The 19,588-nt window shown below is 76.2% G+C and carries 18 protein-coding genes; 9 read left to right on the forward strand and 9 right to left on the reverse strand.

Translation table 11 applies throughout. The features are described from left to right. Position 1: 1 nt before the first annotated feature. From P2H44_RS23095 to atpD, 9 genes are all read right to left on the reverse strand, one after another. A complete protein-coding gene (locus P2H44_RS23095) occupies positions 2-817 on the reverse strand; it encodes a F0F1 ATP synthase subunit gamma (RefSeq protein ID WP_275767467.1) in 816 nt (271 codons plus the stop codon). Then, positions 814-2,310, reverse strand: a complete 1,497-nt coding sequence (locus P2H44_RS23100) for a F0F1 ATP synthase subunit alpha (RefSeq protein WP_275767469.1) — start codon at positions 2,308-2,310, stop codon at positions 814-816. The genes P2H44_RS23095 and P2H44_RS23100 overlap by 4 nt, the downstream gene beginning before the upstream one ends. Then, positions 2,303-3,058: a F0F1 ATP synthase subunit B family protein gene (locus tag P2H44_RS23105; protein WP_275767471.1), complete on the reverse strand. Its 756-nt coding sequence runs from the start codon at positions 3,056-3,058 to the stop codon at positions 2,303-2,305. The genes P2H44_RS23100 and P2H44_RS23105 overlap by 8 nt, the downstream gene beginning before the upstream one ends. Positions 3,059-3,063: 5 nt before the next feature. After that, positions 3,064-3,306 carry a F0F1 ATP synthase subunit C gene (locus P2H44_RS23110; protein WP_275767473.1) on the reverse strand — a complete coding sequence of 81 codons (243 nt, stop codon included), beginning with the start codon at positions 3,304-3,306 and terminating at the stop codon, positions 3,064-3,066. Then, positions 3,303-3,989, reverse strand: coding sequence for a F0F1 ATP synthase subunit A (locus P2H44_RS23115; protein ID WP_462976317.1), 687 nt, complete (start codon positions 3,987-3,989; stop codon positions 3,303-3,305). The genes P2H44_RS23110 and P2H44_RS23115 overlap by 4 nt, the downstream gene beginning before the upstream one ends. Further along, the gene (locus tag P2H44_RS23120; RefSeq protein WP_275767476.1) at positions 3,989-4,279 is read right to left on the reverse strand and encodes a hypothetical protein; all 291 of its coding nucleotides are present in this window, start codon (positions 4,277-4,279) and stop codon (positions 3,989-3,991) included. Before P2H44_RS23120 ends, P2H44_RS23115 begins: the two co-directional genes overlap by 1 nt. Positions 4,280-4,454: 175 nt before the next feature. Then, on the reverse strand, positions 4,455-4,841 hold the full coding sequence (locus tag P2H44_RS23125; RefSeq protein WP_275767478.1) for an AtpZ/AtpI family protein: 387 nt from the start codon (positions 4,839-4,841) through the stop codon (positions 4,455-4,457). Next, the gene (locus tag P2H44_RS23130) at positions 4,838-5,278 is read right to left on the reverse strand and encodes a F0F1 ATP synthase subunit epsilon (RefSeq protein WP_275767480.1); all 441 of its coding nucleotides are present in this window, start codon (positions 5,276-5,278) and stop codon (positions 4,838-4,840) included. The genes P2H44_RS23125 and P2H44_RS23130 overlap by 4 nt, the downstream gene beginning before the upstream one ends. Before the next feature lie 79 nt (positions 5,279-5,357). Further along, a complete protein-coding gene (gene atpD / locus P2H44_RS23135) occupies positions 5,358-6,833 on the reverse strand; it encodes a F0F1 ATP synthase subunit beta (protein WP_275767481.1) in 1,476 nt (491 codons plus the stop codon). Between the two features lie 588 nt (positions 6,834-7,421). Here atpD and P2H44_RS23140 point away from each other — a divergent pair. The 9 genes from P2H44_RS23140 to P2H44_RS23180 all read left to right on the forward strand — a co-directional run bounded on the left by P2H44_RS23140 (position 7,422) and on the right by P2H44_RS23180 (position 19,510). Beyond that, positions 7,422-8,012: an OsmC family protein gene (locus tag P2H44_RS23140; protein ID WP_275767482.1), complete on the forward strand. Its 591-nt coding sequence runs from the start codon at positions 7,422-7,424 to the stop codon at positions 8,010-8,012. 313 nt (positions 8,013-8,325) lie between these two features. Continuing rightward, the gene (locus P2H44_RS23145; protein ID WP_275767484.1) at positions 8,326-12,228 is read left to right on the forward strand and encodes an AAA family ATPase; all 3,903 of its coding nucleotides are present in this window, start codon (positions 8,326-8,328) and stop codon (positions 12,226-12,228) included. Between the two features lie 93 nt (positions 12,229-12,321). Then, on the forward strand, positions 12,322-12,702 hold the full coding sequence (locus tag P2H44_RS23150) for a group I truncated hemoglobin (RefSeq protein WP_275767486.1): 381 nt from the start codon (positions 12,322-12,324) through the stop codon (positions 12,700-12,702). Beyond that, positions 12,702-13,820: an adenylate/guanylate cyclase domain-containing protein gene (locus P2H44_RS23155; protein WP_275767488.1), complete on the forward strand. Its 1,119-nt coding sequence runs from the start codon at positions 12,702-12,704 to the stop codon at positions 13,818-13,820. Before P2H44_RS23150 ends, P2H44_RS23155 begins: the two co-directional genes overlap by 1 nt. Before the next feature lie 525 nt (positions 13,821-14,345). Next, positions 14,346-15,320 carry a quinone oxidoreductase family protein gene (locus P2H44_RS23160; protein ID WP_275767490.1) on the forward strand — a complete coding sequence of 325 codons (975 nt, stop codon included), beginning with the start codon at positions 14,346-14,348 and terminating at the stop codon, positions 15,318-15,320. Between the two features lie 483 nt (positions 15,321-15,803). Next, positions 15,804-16,601 carry a 30S ribosomal protein S2 gene (gene rpsB, locus P2H44_RS23165; RefSeq protein WP_275767492.1) on the forward strand — a complete coding sequence of 266 codons (798 nt, stop codon included), beginning with the start codon at positions 15,804-15,806 and terminating at the stop codon, positions 16,599-16,601. A gap of 231 nt (positions 16,602-16,832) precedes the next feature. Then, the gene (gene tsf, locus P2H44_RS23170; RefSeq protein ID WP_275767494.1) at positions 16,833-17,729 is read left to right on the forward strand and encodes a translation elongation factor Ts; all 897 of its coding nucleotides are present in this window, start codon (positions 16,833-16,835) and stop codon (positions 17,727-17,729) included. Between the two features lie 529 nt (positions 17,730-18,258). Further along, complete coding sequence (locus tag P2H44_RS23175) at positions 18,259-18,966, forward strand: substrate-binding domain-containing protein (RefSeq protein ID WP_275767495.1); 708 nt, start codon at positions 18,259-18,261, stop codon at positions 18,964-18,966. 112 nt (positions 18,967-19,078) lie between these two features. Continuing rightward, positions 19,079-19,510, forward strand: coding sequence for a hypothetical protein (locus tag P2H44_RS23180; RefSeq protein ID WP_275767497.1), 432 nt, complete (start codon positions 19,079-19,081; stop codon positions 19,508-19,510). Positions 19,511-19,588 lie beyond the last annotated feature (78 nt).

Genomic DNA, 19,588 nt, shown 5'->3' on the forward strand with positions numbered 1-19,588 from the left:
CTCACCCCTCCGCGTGCAGCGACAGCTCCACGATTTCCGCGGTCAGGGCGGCCTGCCTCGCGTGAGCGGCGTCGCGCTCGAGGTCCTGGGCGATGCGGCGGACGTTGGTCTGGGCGCGGGACATGGCGTCGGCGCGGGCCTCGGATTCGGCGGCGAAGGCGAGGAGGGCGGCCTCGGCGAGCTCGGCGAAGAGGTATTCCTCGACGAGGGTCTGGAGGAGGGTCTCGGGGGGGAGCGTCAGCAACGGCGCGGGGCCCGCGTGCGGGGGGAAGCGGGCGTAGTCGAAGGGGATCAGGGGGCGCAGCGTGAGGGCCTCGGCGTCGGGTTCGGCGAAGAGGAGGGTCACGCGGGAGACGTCGCCGCGGGCCAGCCGCTCGATCAAAGCGTCGGCGAGGCGGGAGGCGAGGGCCGGGGCGTCGCCGGCGTGGGCCGGGGCCTCGGCGCGGAAGCGCAGGGGGGCGTCGGCCTCTTCCAGCGCCTCGGCGGTGCGGCGGCCGAGGACGAAGATCTCCGTGGGGGACTGGGCGAGGGCGGCGTGGGCGAGACGCTCGCCGTAAGCGCCGGCGAAGCCCTGGCCGGCGCCCATCACGATCAGCAGCGAGGCGCCCTGCCCGGCCTGCTGCGCCGTGGGCGGCGGGGCGAGGGCGAGGGCCCGGGCCATGGCGCCGGCGACGGCGGCCTCATGGGCGCGGACTGCCTCCAGCCGCCGCTCGGCCTCGCGGCGCTGGCCGAGGGCTACGGCGCGCAGGGCGGAGACGATGGTCTCGATCTGGGCGACGTTGGCGAGACGCGCCTTGAGGTCGGCGGCGCGGGTCATGCGGGCTCCGCCGGCAGGTCGGCGATGCAGTCGCGGGCGAGCGCGAGGAGGGTTTCGCGGCGGGCGTCGTCGAGGTCGTCGAGCCAGTCCTCGGTCACGTCGGGGGCGGCGGCGAGGGCGCGGGCGAGGCGTGGCTTCAGGGCCGGGATGGCGACGAGGGGGACGGGGTCGAGCAGGCCCTCGGCCAGCGCCGCCAGCAGCGCGGTCTGGGTCAGCTGCGAGAGGGGGGAGAAGCGGGCCTGGGAGAGGACGGCGCCGATGCGCTCGCCCCGCGCGATGCGGGCCTTCATGCCGGCGTCGGCGAAGCCGCCGAAGCGGGCGAACATGCGCAGCTCCAGGTATTGCGCGTAGTCGAGGCGGACCCGGCCGGAGACCGACTTCAGGGCCTTGCGCTGCGCCTTGCCGCCCACCCGGCTGACCGAGAGGCCGATGTCCACCGCCGGGCGCTGGTTGGCGGCGAAGAGGGGCGCCGACAGCACGATCTGCCCGTCGGCGATCGAGATCAGGTTGGTGGGGATGTAGCCGGCGAGGTCGCCGGCCTCGATCTCGGCGATGGGCAGCGCCGTCAGGGAACCGCCGCCCTTCGCCGGCGACAGGCGGGCCGAGCGCTCCAGCAGGCGGGCGTGGAGGTAGAAGATGTCGCCGGGGAACGCCTCGCGCCCCGGCGGCTGGCGGGCCAGCAGGGCGAGCTCGCGGTGGACGGCGGCGTGCTTGGTCAGGTCGTCGTAGACGATCAGCGCGTCGCCGCCGGCGTCGCGAAAGTGCTCGGCCATGGCGGTGGCGGCGAAGGGGGCGAGCCAGCGCAGCGCGGGGGGGGCGGTGGCCGGCGCCACGACGACGATGCTGCGCGCGAGGGCGCCGCCCTCGCGCAGGGCGTCGATCACGCGCTCGACCGCCGAGGTGCGCTCCCCGATCGCCACGTAGACCGAGATCACGTCGGACTGGTTGAGGATGGCGTCGACGGCGAGCGAGGTCTTGCCGGTGGCGCGCTCCCCGACGATCAGTTCGCGCTGGCCGCGGCCGACGGCGAAGAGGGCGTCGACGACGAGGACGCCGGTCTCCAGCGGGCGGGAGACGAAGTCGCGCTCGATGATCGCGGGGGCGGGGCGCTCGGCCTCCAGCGACTGCGTGGCGGGGACGGGGCCGAGGTCGTCGAGGGGTCGGCCGAGGGGGTCGACGATGCGGCCCAGAAGCGCCTCGCCCACGGGGACGCGCAGGATCTCGCCGGAGCGGCGCACGGGGTCGCCGGCCTGCAGCGCGTCGGAGGGGTCGAGGAAGGCGGCGCGCAGGGCGTCTTCCTCCAGCGTCAGGACGAGGGCGCGGACCTCGCCGGGGAACAGCAGGATCTCGCCCATGCCGGCGCCGGGGAGGCCGGAGACGACCGCGAGGCCGTCGGCCAGCGAGAGGATGCGGCCGAGTTCTTCCGCCTCGGGGCCCAGGGGGGTGGCGTCGAGGCGGGCGGTCCAGTCCGGGTTCGGGGCGGCGTCAGACATGGGGGCCCTCCCCGGCGCCGGGCGCGGTCAGGGCGCGGGAGAGGCGGGTGAGGTCGTGGGAGAGGGAGTTGCGCAGGACGCCCGTGTCGGCGCGCAGGTCGAGGCCGGCGAGCAGGTCGGGGTCGATGTCGATGGGCAGCGTCTCGGGGTGCGGGAGGTGCGGGGCGAGGGCGCCTCGGGTCTCGGCGAGTTCCGCCTCGGTCAGGGGGCGGGGGGCGGCGAGGCGGAGGTTCCCGGCGTTCAGCAGCGCGTCGCGCTCGGTCGGGGGCATCTCGGCCAGGGCATCGGCGAGGCGCTGGGGGTAGCCGGCCAGCGCCCGGTCGGCGGGCTGGGCTTCGAGGGCGCGGCGGGCGGCGGCCAGCGCCAGGCGCGCGGTCTCGGCGGCGCGGGCGGCCTCGGTCTCGGCGGCGTGGCGGGCGGTCTCGGCGCGGGCGGCCTCGCGGATGCGCTCGGCCTCGGCCTGGGCCTGGGCGAGGAGGTCGGCGCGGGCCTTCTCGGCGTCGGCGTGGGCGGCGTCGAGGGCGGCGGCGCGGGCGGCGCGGGTGGTCTCGGCCTCGGCCTTCGCGGCGTCGGCGGCGGCTTTCGCGGCGGCCTGCTCGGCTTCGGCGTCCTTGAGGACCGAGGCGGCCTCGGCCTGGCGTTTCGCGATGATCGCGGCGACGGGACGGAACAGGAAATGGCGCAGGATCGCCAGCAGGATCAGGACGTTGACGACCTGGAAGGCGAAGCTGGTCCAGTCGAAGTCCATGGCGCTCAGCCGACGAACGGGTTGGCAAACAGCAGCAGCAGCGCGATGACCAGGCAGTAGATCGCCATGGTCTCGATCATCGCGAGGCCCACGAAGAGGGTGCGCGAGATGGTGCCGGCCGCCTCGGGCTGGCGGGCGATGGCGTCCATGGCGGCGGCGACCGCGCGGCCCTCGCCCAGCGCGGGGCCGATGGCGCCGAAGGACACGGCCAGCGCCGCGCCGAGGATGGAGATGATTTCGGGGGTCATGGGCGGTCTCCTTTCGGGCCCCCCTCGCCGTTCACGGCCGAGGCGATGAAGACGCAGGCGAGGGTGGCGAAGATGTAGGCCTGCACGGCGCCGGTCAGAAGATCGAGCGCCATCAGGGGGATGGGGACGAGCAGCCCGGCGAGCGAGAGCAGGATGCCGATCACGAACACCCCGCTCATCACGTTGCCGAAGAGGCGGACCATCAGGGAGAAGGCGCGGGTCAGCTGCTCGATCAGGTTGAGGGGGGCGAGGATCCAGGCGGGCTCCGTGAAGCTCTTGAGGTAGCCGAGCGGGCCCTGGGCGCGGACGCCGTGAAAGGTCGTGGCGACGAAGACGAGGGCGGCGAGGGCGGCGGTGGTCTCGAGGTGGGCGGTGGGCGGCTCGACGCCCGGGATCAGCGAGGACCAGTTGGCGGCCAAGATGAAGACCAGCAGCATCCCGATCAGGGCGCGGTAGCGGGCGGGGTCGCGGCCGACCGTGTCGCGGATCTGGGCGTCGAGGGTCGCGACCAGGAACTCCAGCGCCGCCTGGAGGCGGGAGGGGGCGTGGGTGGAGAGGCGGCGGGTGGCGAGCCAGCTGAGGACGCCCAGCGCCGCCATCAGTCCCCAGGTGGTCGCGACCTGGGCGGTGACGGCGAGCGGGCCGAGGTGGAAGATCGGGGGCGAGAGGAGCGGGCTTTCCATCACGGGCTTTCCATCCCGCGGGCCTTTCTGAGCGCGCGGCGTCGGCCGAGGATCAGGCCGAGACAGCCCGCGACCAGCGGCAGGGGCCCGGCCCAGGCGCATAGGCCCAGCAGCGCGGCGACGGCGGCGAAGCGCAGGAGCTGCAGGCCGACGGCGGAGAGGCTGCCTTCGAGGAACAGCTCCGTCACCCGCTTCAGGGACCGCACATGCGCCTCACCCGCCCACCAGCAGGCGATCAGCGCGAGGGCGGCGGCGGGGATGTCCCAGGGCGTGACGGAGAAGCCGGTCATCGGCGCCTCCGGTGCGGAGCGGGCGTGGCGGTGGAAGCGGGCGCAGGAGCGAAGGCGGGCCCTGCGGGCGCCAGAGCGGCGGGACACGCGCGCGCCGGGGCGGCGGCCGGGCGAGCTGCGAAGCTGGCCCGGATCGCAGGGCGGCGGGCGGGGGCGAGGCGGCGTGCGGGGCGGGTCATTGCTGGTGCATCCAGTTGAGCGCGAACCACAGGCCGAGGCCGGCGCCGAGCATGGTCAGCGCCGCGGCCAGCGTGATGCCCGAACCCATCAGCCCGTCGAGCCAGGCGCCCAGCGCCGCGCCCCCCACCGCCGGACCGGCGATCATCCAGCCGAGCACGCCGATCTGGCCGAAGCGGCGGCCGAGCGAGGGCTCGGGGTCCTCGCGGCCCGCCGCCTCGCGCCGGCCGGCGCGCTGGGCGGCGTCGGCGACGGGGTCGCAGGGGTCGGGCGCGGTCGGGCGCGGGACGGCGGCGCCGGGGGGCGTGGTCGCGGGGGCGCGGGAGGGCGCGGCGGCGGGGGGCGGGGTTCCGGAGCCGGGCGGAGGGGCGTCGGGGGCGGTCATTCGAACACCTGCGCCAGCGCCCGCTCGTCGTAGCCGCCCTGCCCCATGCGGCGCATGATCTCGCGCACCGCCTGGGCATGGCGGCGGACGTGCTGGGCGCGGGCGGCGCGGGAGGCCTCGGCGGCGTCGGCGCGGGCGGCGGCGACCTGAGCCTCGAGCGTGGCGAGGTCGTCGCCCAGGATCGCCTCGCGGCAGGCGACGCGGACGCGGGACCCGGCCTCGACGCTCAGCACCCCGCCGCGCAGGGCGGCGTAGCGCCAGGGGCCGGCGGCGGGGCGCCAGCGCAGGACGCAGGCTTCCATGGCGGTGAGGTAGTCGGCGTGGCCGGGCTGGATGCCGAAGCCGCCCGAGGCGTCCTCGGCCCGGACCGAGGCGACGTCGGGGGCGTCGACGGCGACCTCGAGCGGCGTGGCGACGGTGAGGTGCAGGGTTTTCACGAGGCGGCCTCCGCCGAGGGGGCGCGGCCTGGCGACGGGGCGGCGGGCGCCCTGCCCGGCGGAGGGGCCGCGCAGGAGGTCATGACGCGGCCTCCGGCGCGGGCGGTTCGGCGGCGGCGCGGGCGGCGGTCTCCTTCGCCTCGGCCTCGGCGAGGTCGCCGATCATGTAGAGGCTGCTCTCCTGCCAGTCGTCGCAGTGGCCATCGAGGATGGCGCGGCAGCCGGCGATGGTGTCGGCGACGGGGACCGAGCGGCCCTCCATGCCGGTGTAGTCGGCGGCCACGAAGAAAGGTTGCGTGAGGAACCGTTGCAGGCGGCGGGCGCGGGCGACGAGGCGACGCTCCTCGGCGCCCAGCTCCTCGACGCCCAGCAGGGCGATGACGTCGCGCAGTTCGTTGAAGCGCTCGATCAGCTCGCGCACGCGGGCGGCGGTGCGGGCGTGCTCCTCGCCCACGAAGAGCGGGTCGAGCAGGACCGAGGTGGTCTGGATCGGGTCGATAGCGGGGTAGATGCCCTCGGCCGCCAGCTGGCGGGAGAGGACGACCATCGAGTCCACATGGGCGGCGATGGCGGTCACGGCGGGGTCGGTGAAGTCGTCGGCGGGGACGTATACGGCCTCGATCGCCGTGACGGCCGCGGCGCCGGCCGACGCGATGCGCTCCTGCAATGCCGCGACCTCGGTGTCGAGGGTGGGCTGGTAGCCGACGCGCGACGGCATCCGGCCGAGCAGGCCCGAGACCTCGGCGCCCGCCTGCACGAAGCGGAAGACGTTGTCCATCAGCAGCAGGACGTTGCGGTGGTCGTGGTCGCGGAAGCGCTCGGCGATGGTGAGGGCGGCCAGCGGCGCGCGCCAGCGGGCGCCCGGCGGCTCGTTCATCTGGCCGTAGAGGAGGACGGTGGAGGGGAGGACGCCCGAGGCCTTCATTTCACTAAGCATCTCGTGGCCCTCGCGGGAGCGCTCGCCCACGCCCGCGAAGACCGAGATGCCGTCGTAGCCGGCGACCATGGCGTGGATCAGCTCCATCACCAGCACGGTCTTGCCGACGCCCGCGCCGCCGAACATCGCGGCCTTGCCGCCCTGGGCGATGGGGGCGAGGAGGTCGAGGACCTTGATGCCGGTGGAGAAGACCTGGCCGGCGCCCGCGTCATGCGCCAGCGGCGGGGCGGGGCGGTGGATCGAGGCGCGGGGCGTGTCGATGGGCAGCGGCGGGCCGTCGTCGCCGGTCTCGCCCAGCACGTTCAGCAGGCGCCCGAGCGTGGCCTGGCCGACGGGCACCGTCAGGGGCCCGCCATGGAAGCGCACCGGCGCCCCGCGGGCGAGGCCCTGGGTCGCCCCCAGCGCGATGGCGCGCAGGGAGGCGGGGGAGAGGTGGGCGTGGACTTCTCCGACCACCGGGCCGGAGGGGGCCTCGAGGGTCAGCCCCTCGTGCACCGGCGGCAGGGGACCCTCGACCGCCACGTCGACGACCAGGCCCCGCACGGCCGAGACCCGGCCGCGGGGGGACGCGGCGGCGGCGGACGGGGGGGCGGAGGGGTCGGCGATCGCCTGGGTCATGGGCCTGTCCCGGGATGCGGGGCGCGCGGGCGCCTCGGGACGAATAAAGACCCTCGGGCGGGGGGCCGCAACCGGAAGGGGGCGCGACATTACCGACTTTCGCTGTGGAATGCGGGCGGCGCGGGCCGGGGGAGAGTGAGGGCCTCCGAGGCGGGGCTCGTCGGCTGGCCGCTGCGCGGGGGGCGCTTGCGCGCCCGGAAGGTCGCTTCGGGAGCTCACCAGAGAACAGAGGCCGCGCCTGTTCTCCGGATCCGTCCGTCGTTGAAGATGCCTGAGCGACTCGGGGGGAGGGGTCAAGGACAAGCCCCGCTTGCGCGGGGTCGCTTCGCGATCCCTGACCCCGCCCCCCGAGTCGCTCTTGAAGGCATCAGCGACGGACGGCTCCGGAGAACAGGCGCTCGGGGCCCTGAGGCAGGCGCAGCGCCATGGGCGTGGGGCGGGCGTCGGGGAGGATGGGGGAAGGGGCGGACGGGGGCCAGGGTGGGCGGACGATCCTGCGGTCGCTCCCACGGTCGCTCAAACGGGAGGGGGCGAGGACGGGGGCGTCAGACGGGGGCGAGGGGCGTCCCCGCGGCGAAGGAGACGACGATGAGCCTGCCGAGCGTGGAGACGACGGCCCGCCGCGAACCGGAGGCGATGAACGGGGTGAAGACGCCGGAACTGCTCGACGTCGCGGCGCGGATCGGGGCGCAGCCGGAGCTCGCCCGGGTCACCTGGCGCGCCGGCGGCGACTGGATGGGGGGCGCCCACATGCTGGGGCGCATCGAGGGCTTCGCGGCCGCCGGCGGCGCGCGCATGCACCCGCAGGCCTTCCGCCCCGAGAGCGACCATCCCGCGGCCCTGTGCGGCGAGGGCGCGGGGCCGACCCCGATGGAGTGGGTGCTGCACGGGCTCGCGGGCTGCCTGACCGCGGGCATCGCCAACATCGCCGCGGCGCGGGGGGTGCGGCTCGACGAGATCTCCGTCGCGGTGGAAGGCGACATGGACCTGCGCGGGGGCTTCGGCGTCTCGGACGAGGTGCGCAACGGCTTCGAGGGGATCCGGGTGACCTTCCGGGTGCGCGGCGACGCGTCGCCCGAGACGCTGGCGGGGATCGTGGAGCGCAGCCGCGCGCGCTCGGCCGTGTTCGACGCGCTGACCAACCGCACGCCCGTCGCGATCCGGGTGGACGCGGGCTGACGGCGGGCGCCGCCGAGCGGGCCAGGGGGGCGGGTCTCGGCGGAGGCTAAGCGCGGAGGGGCGGCCTCCGGGTCGGTCGCCGTGGCGTCGGGACGGCGCAGGGGCGGGAGGCGTCGGACGAGGTCGGCCCGGAGAAAGCCGGTCAGGGGCCGGCGGGCGGCAGGCGGGCGGAGGTTGAAACCGCGGCGGGGGGCCCGTCGGCGGGCGGAGGCGGTTCGTCCCGCATTGCGGCGCCTCGCTTCATGTCGTGGACCGAAAAACGTGTATCCTTTCCGCGGCGGCGCCCCTCGGGGCGCGACCGCGGAGGGGAAGGATGACGTCTGCGCTGGAGATCCGCATGCTGGGTCCCTTCGCCGTCCTGCGCGACGGCGAGGCGCAGGCGCTGCCGCCCTCGCGCAAGACCCGGGCGCTGATCGCGTGGCTGGCGCTGGCGCCCCGGCCGGTGCGGCGGGAGCGGCTGTGCGAGGTGTTCTTCGACATCCCCGACGACCCGCGCGCGGCGCTGCGCTGGAGCCTCGCCAAGATCCGCCCGCTGGTCGACGCCCCCGACCGCCGCCGCCTGATCGCCGACCGCGAGACGGTGCGCCTGGACGTCGAGGGGGTGCGCGTGGACGCGGCGGAGCTGGAGTCGGCCGACCTGGACGCCGCGCCGCTGGAGGCGCTGGAGGCGATGGCGGCGCGCGCGGCGGGCGGGTTTCTGGAGGACGTGGCGCTGGACCGCTGCCCCGACTACGAGGCCTGGCGCACCGCCCGGATCTTCGAGCTGGAGACGCGCCGCCTGCGCCTGCTGACGGCGCTGGCGGGGCGGCTGGCGGACGATCCGCTGCGCGCCCTGCCCCACCTGGAGGCGCTGGCGACGCTCGCGCCCGAGGACGAGGCGGTCGCCGCCCGCCTGCAGGCGGCGCGCGGCCAGGCCCGCGCCGGGGCGATCGACCTGGGCGGAGGGCCGGCGGCGGCGCCCGAGCCGACGCCTGCGTCGGCGATGGAAACGCCTGCGGGCGCGCCCGTTGCGCTGGAGCGAACGGCGGAGGCGACGGCGGGGCCCAGTCCGCCCGGGGAAACCCCAGCGCTTCTCGAGCGGCTGGCGGAGGCGTCGGCGCTCGAGCGGCTGGCGGAGGCGCCGGCGGTCGAGGGCCTGCGGGAGGCGCCGCCGGGCTGGCGGGAGACCTTGCCCGCCCGCTGGCCGGCCGCGGGGGTCCTGCCGGCGGAAGGCCCTGCGGAGGCGCCGGCGGCGCCCCGGCGGCGGCGGCTGTCGGTGCTGGAGGCCGAGATCCTCGCGCCCTGGGACGAGGACGACGACGACCTGCCGGTGGAGACTGCGCTGGACGCGGCCTCGGCGCTCGTCGCGGCGGCGCGCGCGGCGGTCGAGGCGCATGGCGGCGAGGTGCTGGCGGCGGGCGACGCGGGCCTGACGGCGGCCTTCGGCGCGGCCGCGCCCTCGGAGACCCACGCGCTGCAGGCCTGCTTCGCCGCGCTCGCCCTGCGCGAGGCGGTGCGCGGCGCGGGCGAGGCGGCGGTGCGGGTGCTGGTGGACGCGGGCGAGGCGATCGTGGGCGCCGACGGCACGGTCGCCGGCCCGCCCCTGCGCCGGGCCCGGAAGCTGGCGCCGATCCTGCCGGAGGGCGTGGTGGGGCTGACGGCGCGGGCCGCGGACGCGGTCGGGCCCTGCGCCCGGCGCGAGGAGATCGCGGGCGCGGCCCCCGCGCTGGCGGAGCGGCGGGTGACGGCGCTGGTGGCGGTGGAGCCCAACCCCTCCCGCTGGCGGCTGCGCGCAGGGCGGCGGGCCACGGAGTTCGTGGGGCGGGCGCCGGAGCTCGCCCAGCTCGCCCAGCACCTGGAGGACGCGCGGCGGGGGCGCGGGCGGGCGGTGCTGATCCTCGCCGATCCGGGCGCGGGCAAGTCCCGCCTGGCGCGGGAGTTCCTGGACGCCTCGGGCGTGGTCGCGACCGAGTGCGGGGCGATGGACTACGACCGCGGCGCGCCGCTGAGCCTGGTGCGCAAGCTGATGCAGGCGCTGCTGGGGCTGGCGGGGGCGGAGACGCCGGGGGTCGCGGCGCAGGCGCTGGAGGCGGCGCTGGCGGAGCTGGACGCCGCGCGTCTCGCCCCCGCGCTCCGCTTCGCGCTGGACCTGCCGGCGGCGGATGCGGAGTGGGAGGCCGCCGGCCCGCGGGAGCGGCTGCGCCGGCTGGGCGACGCGCTGCGCGATTTCATCGCCCTGCGCGCCGCCCGCGCGCCTGTGACCCTGCTGCTCGAGGATCTGCACTGGGCGGATGCGGAGAGCCTCGCCGCGCTCGACCGGCTGGCGGACGCGGCGGCGCGGATCCCGCTGCTGATGCTGGCGACCGCGCGGCCCGAGCATCGGCCCGAGTGGCTGTCGCGCTCGGCCGGGCGGCTGCTGCGGCTGGACGTGCTGGAGGTGGAGGAGGCGCAGGCGATGGTCGAGGCGATCGTGGGGACCGACCCCTCGACCGCCGTCCTGCGCCGGCTGCTGGTGGAGCGGACCGACGGCCTGCCCCTGTTCCTGGAGGAGGCGGTGCACGCGCTGGTCGACGCGGGCCGGCTGGAGGGGCGGCCCGGCGCCTGGCGCGCCCCCCGCCCGATCCTGGAGATCGAGGCGCCCGACGCCGTGCAGCCCCTGATCGCCGCGCGCATCGACCGGCTGCGGGGGCCGGAGCGGCGGGTGCTGCAGGTGGCCTCGGTGCTGGGGCGGGAGGCGGCGGAGGCGACGATCGCCCGGCTCGCCGGCCTGCCGGCCGAGGCGCTGGCCGGCGCGCTGGCGGCGCTGGAGGGGGCGGAGCTGCTGCTGGAGCGCTTCGGCGCCGCCGAGCCGACGCGCGCCTTCCGCCACGCGCTGATCCGGGACGCGGCCTATGAATCGCTGATGGCCGACGAGCGCCGGGCCCTGCATGCCGAGGCCTTCGAGGCCCTGCGCGACGCGGGGGAGACCTCGGGCGGGGGGGCGGACGCGGGCGTGGAGCGGCTGGCGGGGCACGCCTTCCGCGCAGGCATGGCCGAGACGGCGGCGCGCCTGTCGCTGCGCGCCGCCGACCGGGCCGCGGACCGCGGCGCCTACGCCGCCGCCGCGGCGGCGCTGGACCGGGCGGCGCAGGCGCTGGCGGCCCTGCCCCCCTCGCCCGAGCGGGAGGCGCGGCGCATCGACGTGCTGAACCGGATGCAGATCGCCTACGTGGGCCTGGGCGCCTATGACGCCGCGCTCTCGGGCGTGGCCGAGGCGCAGGCGCTGGCGCTGGAGGCGGGCGACGCCGAGCGCTGGGGGGACGCGGCCCTGAAGCTCGCCTACACGCTGGGCACCTTCGGGCGGGTCGAGGAGGCGATCGCGGCCGCCGACGCGCTGAAGGCGGGCGCGCTCGCGCGCGGGATGGAGCGGCACGCGCTGGAGGCGGACGGGGCGGCGGGGCTCGCGCACCTGATGGCGGGCGACGCGCGCGCGGCTCTGGGGCGGCTGGAGCGCGCCTCGGCCGAGATCGCGGCGCGCTGGCCGGGCGAGCGCTTCGGGCTGCTGATCACGCGGGAGGTGTGGCACCTGGGCTCGCTGGCGATGGCCGAGGCGATGTGCGGGCGGCTGGCGCCGGCGCGCCGCCACGCCGACCGGGCGCTGGCCGCGGCGCGCGCGGGCGGGCGGCGCCAGGACCTGCACGCGGCGGTGCAGTTCGCGCTGCACGCAGAGGTCGCGGCCGGCCCCTCGGACGCGGCACTGGCGGAGGCGGAGGCGCTGGCCGAGGAGAGCCTCGACGCCGCGATGCTGCCCGCGGGGCCCTGGCTGCTGCTGACGCTGGGCGACGCCTGGCTGGCGCGCGACGACCCGGCCCGGGCGCTGGAGGCCCTGCGCCGGGCGGGTCCCGCGGCGCGGGCCGCCGACATGCCGGTGATCGCGGGCGCGGCCGAGGCGCTGGCCGATGCCGCCGGCGCGATGGCGAGCGAGGCGGGGGCGACGCGCGCGGCGCTGGCGCGGCTCGACGCGCCCCTGCCCGCCTGGATCGAGACCCGGCTCCTGCGCGCGCTGGCGGCCGGGGCGCCCGACGGGCCGGCGGCGGAGCGGCTGCGCCGGGCGGCGGAGGTCGCGCGCGCGGCGGGCCTGCGCCCGGATCTGGCGCGGGCGCTGGCGGACCTTTCGCGCCGCGCGCCGGAGGGGGAGCGGGCGGCGATCGCGGCGGAGGCGGCGGCGGTTCGGGCGGGATTGTTCGCGCACGAATGAAAAACCAACGGTCGCTCAAACGGTCGGTCCCACGTGCGCGGGAGATGGAGGGATTGCGTCGGACGGCGGCGCACCTGTCCCGGAGCCAATCCTATGAACGCCTCGACCCGAAGGAGCCTCTACGACCGCTGCGGCGGCTTCGCCGCGATCAGCCGCATCGTGCTCGACTTCTATGACCGGATGCTGGACCACGACGACCTCGCGCGGTTCTTCGAGAGCGTCGACCTCGACCGGGTGATCGAGCACCAGACGAAGCTCTTCGCGCATCTGACCGGCGGGCCCGCCGACTATTCGCTGGAGCGGCTGGCGCTGGCCCATGCGCGGCTGGGGATCGGCGACGACGATTTCGACGAGATGCGCGTGCTGCTGGAGGACGCGCTGATCGTCAACGGGATCGAGGCCGAGGACCGCGCCCAGATCCTGGCGGCGGTGGACGCGCAGCGCCCCGTGGTGGTGACCCGGAGGGCCGCGTGATGGCCCGATCCACGGATGGGGACGGGGGGGCGGGGGCCGGGCCCCTGCCCTTCCCGCGCGCGGCGCCGGGCGATCCGGCGGCGGCGGCCGCGAGAGCGGCAGCCGCCGCATCGCCCGCCGATCCGTTCGACGCCTTGTCGGCCGGCGTGGCGCTGGCGCGGGGGCCGGAGCTGCGGCTGACCCGCCTGAACGCGGCCTTCGAGGCGGCCCTGCCCGAGGCCGCGACGGGACGGACGCTGGCCGAGGCTGCGCCCGAGCTCGACGCGCCCGCGTTCCTCGCCCGCCATGCCGAGCGGGGACGCGCGGAGGCGGAGTTCTCGGCCCGCTCCGGCCGCCGGCAGAAGGTCTGGGCGCTGACCGCGCGGCCCTTCGGCGATGAGACGCTGCTGGAGCTGCGCGACGTCAGCCGCGTGGCCGAGATGCGCGCGATGATCGACAGCTTCTCGGAGATGGCCGACCGCCGCGCGCGGGAATTGGCGCGGGAGAAGGAGCGGGTGGAGAAGCTGCTCCTGAACCTGATGCCCCGCTCGATCTACGAGGAGTTCAAGACCTTCGGCGTGGTCTCGCCCCAGCGCTACGAGCCGGTCTCGGTGCTGATGCTGGATTTCGCGGGCTTCACCGAGATGGCGGTGGCGCGCGATCCGCAGGTGACGGTGAGCGAGCTGAACGACATCTTCTCGACCTTCGACCGGATCGGGGAGCAGTTCGGCTGCGAGCGGATCAAGACCATCGGCGACGCCTACGTGGCGGTGGCGGGGCTGCCGCATGCGGACCCCGACCACGCCCAGGCGGCGGCGCGCTGCGCGCTGCGCTTCATCCGCTGGCTGGAGAAGCGCAACGCCTCGCATCCGCACCAGTGGCGCTGCCGGATCGGCATCGCCTCGGGGCCGGTGGTGGGCTGCGTGGTGGGGGTGCACAAGTACGTCTACGACGTGTTCGGGCCGCCGGTGAACCTGGCCGCGCGGCTGCAGGCGCAGGCCGAGCCGATGACGGTGGCCGCCACCGCCGAGTTCGCCGCGGGCCTGGGCGACGCCTTCCAGTGGTCCGCCGGCGAGGTGCGCGACCTGCGCGGCTTCGGCGAGGTCGACATCCGCCGGGTGGAGGCGCGCAGGGGCTGAGGGGGCGGACCCGAGACGGGACCTGAAAGGGGGGGCCTGAGACGCGGTCTAGAGGCGGGGGGCGGCGCCCTCCGCCGTCCCGAAGAGACGCGATCGCGACGACCGGACGGCGCCTCCGCGCCCGGCGGGGCGGGCCGCGGTCGGGGCGCGGCGCCGGATGCGGCGCGCGCGCCGGAGGTCGGGGCGGGGGCCGTCCCCCCGCCCCGCGGCCCGCGCTCCGGTCCCGCCCCAGCGGACCGGAGCGCGGGCGTCATGCCGCGGCGGGTCGCTACTTGCGGCTCCGCGGGGACGCTGGGCGGCGTCGACGGCGTCCGGCCTCCGTGGCGGGCCGCGTCGACGGCGCCCGGGTCCGGAGCGGGCGGTTTCGACGGCGTCCGGCCAGCGGGGCCGTCGGCTTGGATGGCCTCGGGCCTGCGGGGCGGGCCGCCTGGATGGCTTCCGGTTCCGAGGGCGGGCGGCGTTGACCGGCCGGTCGGTCGGACCTACTCCTGCGGGCGACCCGTTCCCCAGCCCGGAGGTTTCCCGATGACCCGCGCGATCGTGCTGCGCCGCCCCGGCGGCCCCGAGGCCCTGGCGATGGAGGATCACGATCCCGGCCGCCCCGGGCCGGGAGAGCTGCGCGCCCGGATCACCGCGGCGGGCGTGAACTTCCACGACGTCTACGTGCGCTCGGGCCTCTACTCGACCCTGCCGCTGCCCGGCGTGCCGGGGATCGAGGCGGCGGGCGTGGTCGAGGCGGTCGGCGAGGGGGTCGAGGGCATCTCCGTCGGCCAGCGCATCGCCTGGGTGACGCGCGGCTACGGCGGCTACGCCGAGGCGGCGGTGATCCCCGCGGGCCTGGCGCTGAAGCTGCCCGACGGGGTGAGCGACGTGCAGGCGGCCTCGCTGACGCTGAAGGGGCTGACGGCGCGGATGCTGGTGAAGGACGTATGGACGCTGGAGGCGGGGCAGACCGCGCTGGTCCATGCCGGCGCGGGCGGCGTGGGGCAGATCCTGGTCGCCTGGTCCAAGGCCCTGGGGGCGGAGGTGATCGCGACCGTGGGCTCGCCCGCCAAGGCCGAGGTGGCGCGCGCCTGCGGGGCCGATCACGTGGTGCTCTACCGCGAGGAGGATTTCGTGGCGCGGGTGGCCGAGATCACCGGCGGGCGGGGCGTGGACGTGGCCTACGACTCGGTGGGCAAGGACACGTTCGAGGGCTCGCTCGACTGCCTGGCGCGGCTGGGGCGGCTGGTGAACTTCGGCCAGAGCTCGGGACCGGTGGCGCCGCTGGAGGTGTCGCGTCTGTTCAAGGGCTCGAACTCGCTGGCGCGCCCGTCGGTCTTCGCCTACCTGGCCGATCCCTGGCGGGCGGAGGCGATGGCCGCGGACCTCTTCGCGGCGATCGAGGCGGGGGTGGCGAAGACCCGGGTGGAGCGCGAGCTGCCGCTGGCCGAGGCCGCCGAGGCGCACCGCCTGCTGGAAAGCCGGACCCTGGCGGGCGCGGTGGTGCTGCGGCCCTGAGCGGGGCGCGCGGCGGATTTTTCCTCGACGCCGCAGGGGCCTGAGGCGCGGGCGGCCCGTCGCCTGCGCCTTCGTCCCCCGGGACGCGGGCGCCCCGGCGCGTCCGCTGCGCGGCCGCGACCGCCCCGCCCGGCGTCCCCGTCCCGGCTCGCGCGGCGGCCGGAGGAGGGGTGCGGCGGCGGCCCTTCGCGCGACGCGGCCGAGCCCGCCCGCAGGGCGCCTCCTCTCCGCCGACCGCGCGGCCCGGCTGCGCCGGAGGCCGGCGAGCGCCGGCGGGACGCGCCGCAGGCGCCCCGGAGACGTCGCGGAGACCTCGCGGGGACGGGCGGGCTTGACGGGAGGGGCGGGAGCGTCTAGAGGCCCGCCATCCAAATCCGCATGCGGGGTTCGGGCCGGCCGGGGAGACATCCCGTCCGGTCCTCCGGTTGGACCCTCCGGTCCTCACCCCCGCAGAGGCGCAAACCGGAAAGGAACGTGCGAACCATGGCCCTGCCTGAGTTCTCCCTTCGTCAGCTGCTCGAGTGCGGCGTTCACTTCGGCCACCAGACCCACCGCTGGAACCCGAAGATGGGCGCCTACATCTATGGCGAGCGCAACGGCATCCACATCATGGACCTGACGCAGACCGTCCCGCTGCTGGACGCCGCTCTGCTGGCCATCCGCGACACCGTCGCCAAGGGCGGCCGCGTCCTGTTCGTGGGCACCAAGCGCCAGGCGGCCCAGCCGCTGGCCGAGGCCGCCGAGCGCTGCGCGCAGTACTACATGAACCACCGTTGGCTCGGCGGCACGCTGACCAACTGGAAGACCGTCTCGAACTCGATCGAGCGCCTGCGCAAGCTGGACGAGATCTTCGAGGCCGGCGCCGAGGGCTTCACCAAGCGCGAGCGTCTGTCGCTGGAGCGTGAGCGCAACAAGCTCAACGCCTCGCTGGGCGGCATCCGCGAGATGGGCGGCGTTCCCGACCTGATCTTCGTGATCGACACCAACAAGGAAGACCTGGCCGTCGCCGAGGCGAACAAGCTGGGCATCCCGGTGGTCGCGATCCTCGACACCAACTCGGACCCGACCGGCATCGCCTACCCGATCCCGGGCAACGACGACGCCTCGCGCGCCATCTCGCTCTACTGCGACCTGGCCTCGCGTGCGGCGCTGGACGGCATGGCCGCGGCCATGGGCGAGAGCGGCTTCGACATCGGCGAGATGGAGGACCTTCCCGAGGAGGAGTTCGCCGCCGAGGAAGGCGCCGCCGAGGCCCCGGCCGAGGAAGCCGCCCAGGGCTGAGGCCCGGGCGCGCAGTCCAGACCCTCGCGTCCCGCCCCTTCGGCGGCGGGACGCGCCCCCCCCGCGACGGCGGGGGCGTGCGAATGACGGAACCATGACGCCCGCGCCGCTTGACGAGCGGGGCGCGGGCGTGGACCCAAGCCCCCGGAACCCCCGGGGCCGCCGCGCGGGATTCGCGCGAGGCCCCTCCGGCCCCCTCCGGGCGGCGCACGACGGACCAGGAGAGAGACGATGGCGATCACCGCTGCGATGGTGAAGGAGCTCCGCGACACGACGGGCGCGGGCATGATGGACGCGAAGAAGGCCCTCGTCGAGAACGACGGGAACATGGAGGCCGCGGTCGACTGGCTGCGCACCAAGGGCCTGGCCAAGGCCGCGAAGAAGTCGGGCCGCACCGCCGCCGAGGGCCTGGTGGCCGTCGCCGCCGGCGAGGGCGTGGGCGTCGCCGTCGAGGTGAACGCCGAGACCGACTTCGTGGCGCGCAACGCCGAGTTCCAGGAGATGGTCTCCAAGATCGCGCAGGCCGCCCTGGGCGCCTCCGATCTCGAGGGCCTGCTGAACGCCGACCTGGGCGGCAAGACCGTCGCCGCGACCGTGACCGACAAGATCGCCACCATCGGCGAGAACATGTCGGTGCGCCGCATGGCGCGCCTGGAGGGCGACGTGGTCGCCTCCTACGTCCACAACGCCGCCGCGCCCTCGATGGGCAAGATCGGCGTGCTGGTCGCGCTGACCGGCTCGGACAAGGCCGCGATGGAGGCGATCGGCAAGCAGGTGGCGATGCACGTCGCCGCGACCAACCCGGCCTCGCTGTCCGAGGCCGACCTGGATCCCGCGCTGGTCGAGCGCGAGAAGGCCGTGCTGACCGAGCAGGCCCGCGAGTCCGGCAAGCCCGACGCGGTCATCGAGAAGATGATCGTCGGCCGCCTGAACAAGTACTTCCAGGAGGTCTGCCTGCTGAAGCAGTCCTTCGTGATCAACCCCGACCTGACCGTCGAGAAGGCGGTCGCCGAGGCCGGCGCCGACATCAAGGTCGTGGGCTTCGCCCGCGTCGAGGTCGGCGAGGGCATCGAGAAGGAAGAAGAAGACTTCGCCGCCGAGGTCGCCAAGGCCGCTTCGGGCGCCTGATCGCCTTCCTCCCGCTTCGGGACCTGAGATCGAACCGCCCCGCGCTCGCGCGGGGCGGTTTCCGTTCGGGGCGAGGGGATCGGAAAGGGATCGGAGAGGGGGCGCCCTGCGGGCGGGCTTGGGCCCCTGTCGGAGGGCGCGCCTGGGGGGCGTGCGCCGGAGCCTCCGGCGGGCTCCTGACTCACCCAAGAACAGGGCCCGCGCCTGTCCTCCGGAGCCGTCTCTCGCTGATGGATGCCTGAGCGACTCGGCCCGCGGGGTCAAGGACAAGCCCTCCTTCGGAGGGTCGCTACGCGATCCTTGACCCCGCGGGCCGAGTCGCTCTTTACGGCATCCGCGAGAGACGGCTCCGGAGAACAGGCGCTTTGCGAGGGCCGCAGGGCGCGCGCCGGGGCGCGAGGTCTGTGGGCGGGGCGATGCGGGGCCGGGGCCGCCGAGGGGGGCATCGTCCGGAGCTTCGGTCTTCGTTGACAGCGGCGGGGTTCGGGACCTCTTGTGGTCGCCCCTGCCGCAACGGAAATCCCGCGCCATGACCGCCGTTCAGCCCGCCGTCCTCTTCGGTCCCGTCGCCGTCCGCATCCTGCTGGGCGAGGTGGCGGCGCGGTTCCGGAACGAGACCGGGGAGGCGGTGGAGCTGCGGCTGGATCTCAATCCCGCGGTGGCGGAGCGGATCCGCGGGGGCGAGGCCTACGACCTAGGGATCACCAACCCCGAGCACGCGGCCCCGCTGTTCGCCGACGGGCTCGCCGCGCCCGAAAGCCACCGGCCGCTGGGCGCGGCGCCGCTGGCGGTGGCGCGGAGGTCGGGGACGGGCGGCGAAGTCGCGCGGGAGGCCGCGGCGCTCGCGGACCTGCTTCGGGGCGCGGCCTCGGTCGGCTACACGGCGCCGGGGACCAGCGGGAAGACCTTCCTCGCGGCGCTGGCGCGGCTGGGGATGGAGGGCGCCTCCGATCCCCGCTTCCGGCCGATGGGCGGGGGAGAGCCCGCGGCCGCGACGGCGGCCGGCGAGACCGAGCTCGCCGTCGCGCCGCTGACCACCGTGCTCTCCTATCCCGGGCTGGAGCTGGCGGGCGTGTTCCCCGAGGCGGTGGTCCCCGCGATCCGCATGTCGATGTTCCTCGCGCCCGGCGCGGCCGACGCGCGGCCCGCGGCGGCGCGGCTGCAGGATTTCCTGGCCGATCCTGCGCTCGACCCCTGGCTGGAGGCGCGCGGCCTGCATCGCTTCGCCCTCGACTGAGCCGCCGGGCCTCGCGACGCGGCCCGGCGCCCGGCCTTCGCGGCATCGCGAGGCCCGATCCATCACCGATCATTCACGTGACATCGGGTCTGCGCGCGCTACTGTCGCCCGCATGATCAGGATCGCACTCCCCCTCCTCGCCGCCTGCGCGGCTCTCGCCCTCTCCGCCTGCGCCCAGCCGGAGCCGCTCAAGGCCCAGTCGGGCGGCGGGGCCCCGCAGGTGAACCGCCACGCCAACGGCTCCTACACCGTTCGCTACGACAACGGCTGCATCGTCACCTACAATGAGAGCGGCCGCCGCTCCGGCTCCCAGGCCTGCCGGCCGGGCCAGGTGGAGCGGGCGGACGCCGCCGTGCAGGACGACGCGACCACCCGCGGCGGCGGCGGGCTGACGGTACAGCGGCTCGACAACGGCTCGGCCACCGTGCGCTTCAACGACGGCTGCGTGGTGACCTACAACAAGGACGGCCGCCGCTCCGGCTCGCGCGGCTGCGTGCCCAAGCAGGTGGCCCGCGCCGACAAGGCGATGCAGAAGCGCGGCTGACGCCCCGCAGGCGCCCCCGAGGCCGGGGGCGCCCCTTCCCTCTCCCCTGCCCGACAGGCGCCTCCGCCCGCCGGCCTG

This window comes from Albimonas marina (genome assembly GCF_029223255.1).
Classification (GTDB): Bacteria; Pseudomonadota; Alphaproteobacteria; order Rhodobacterales; family Rhodobacteraceae; genus Albimonas.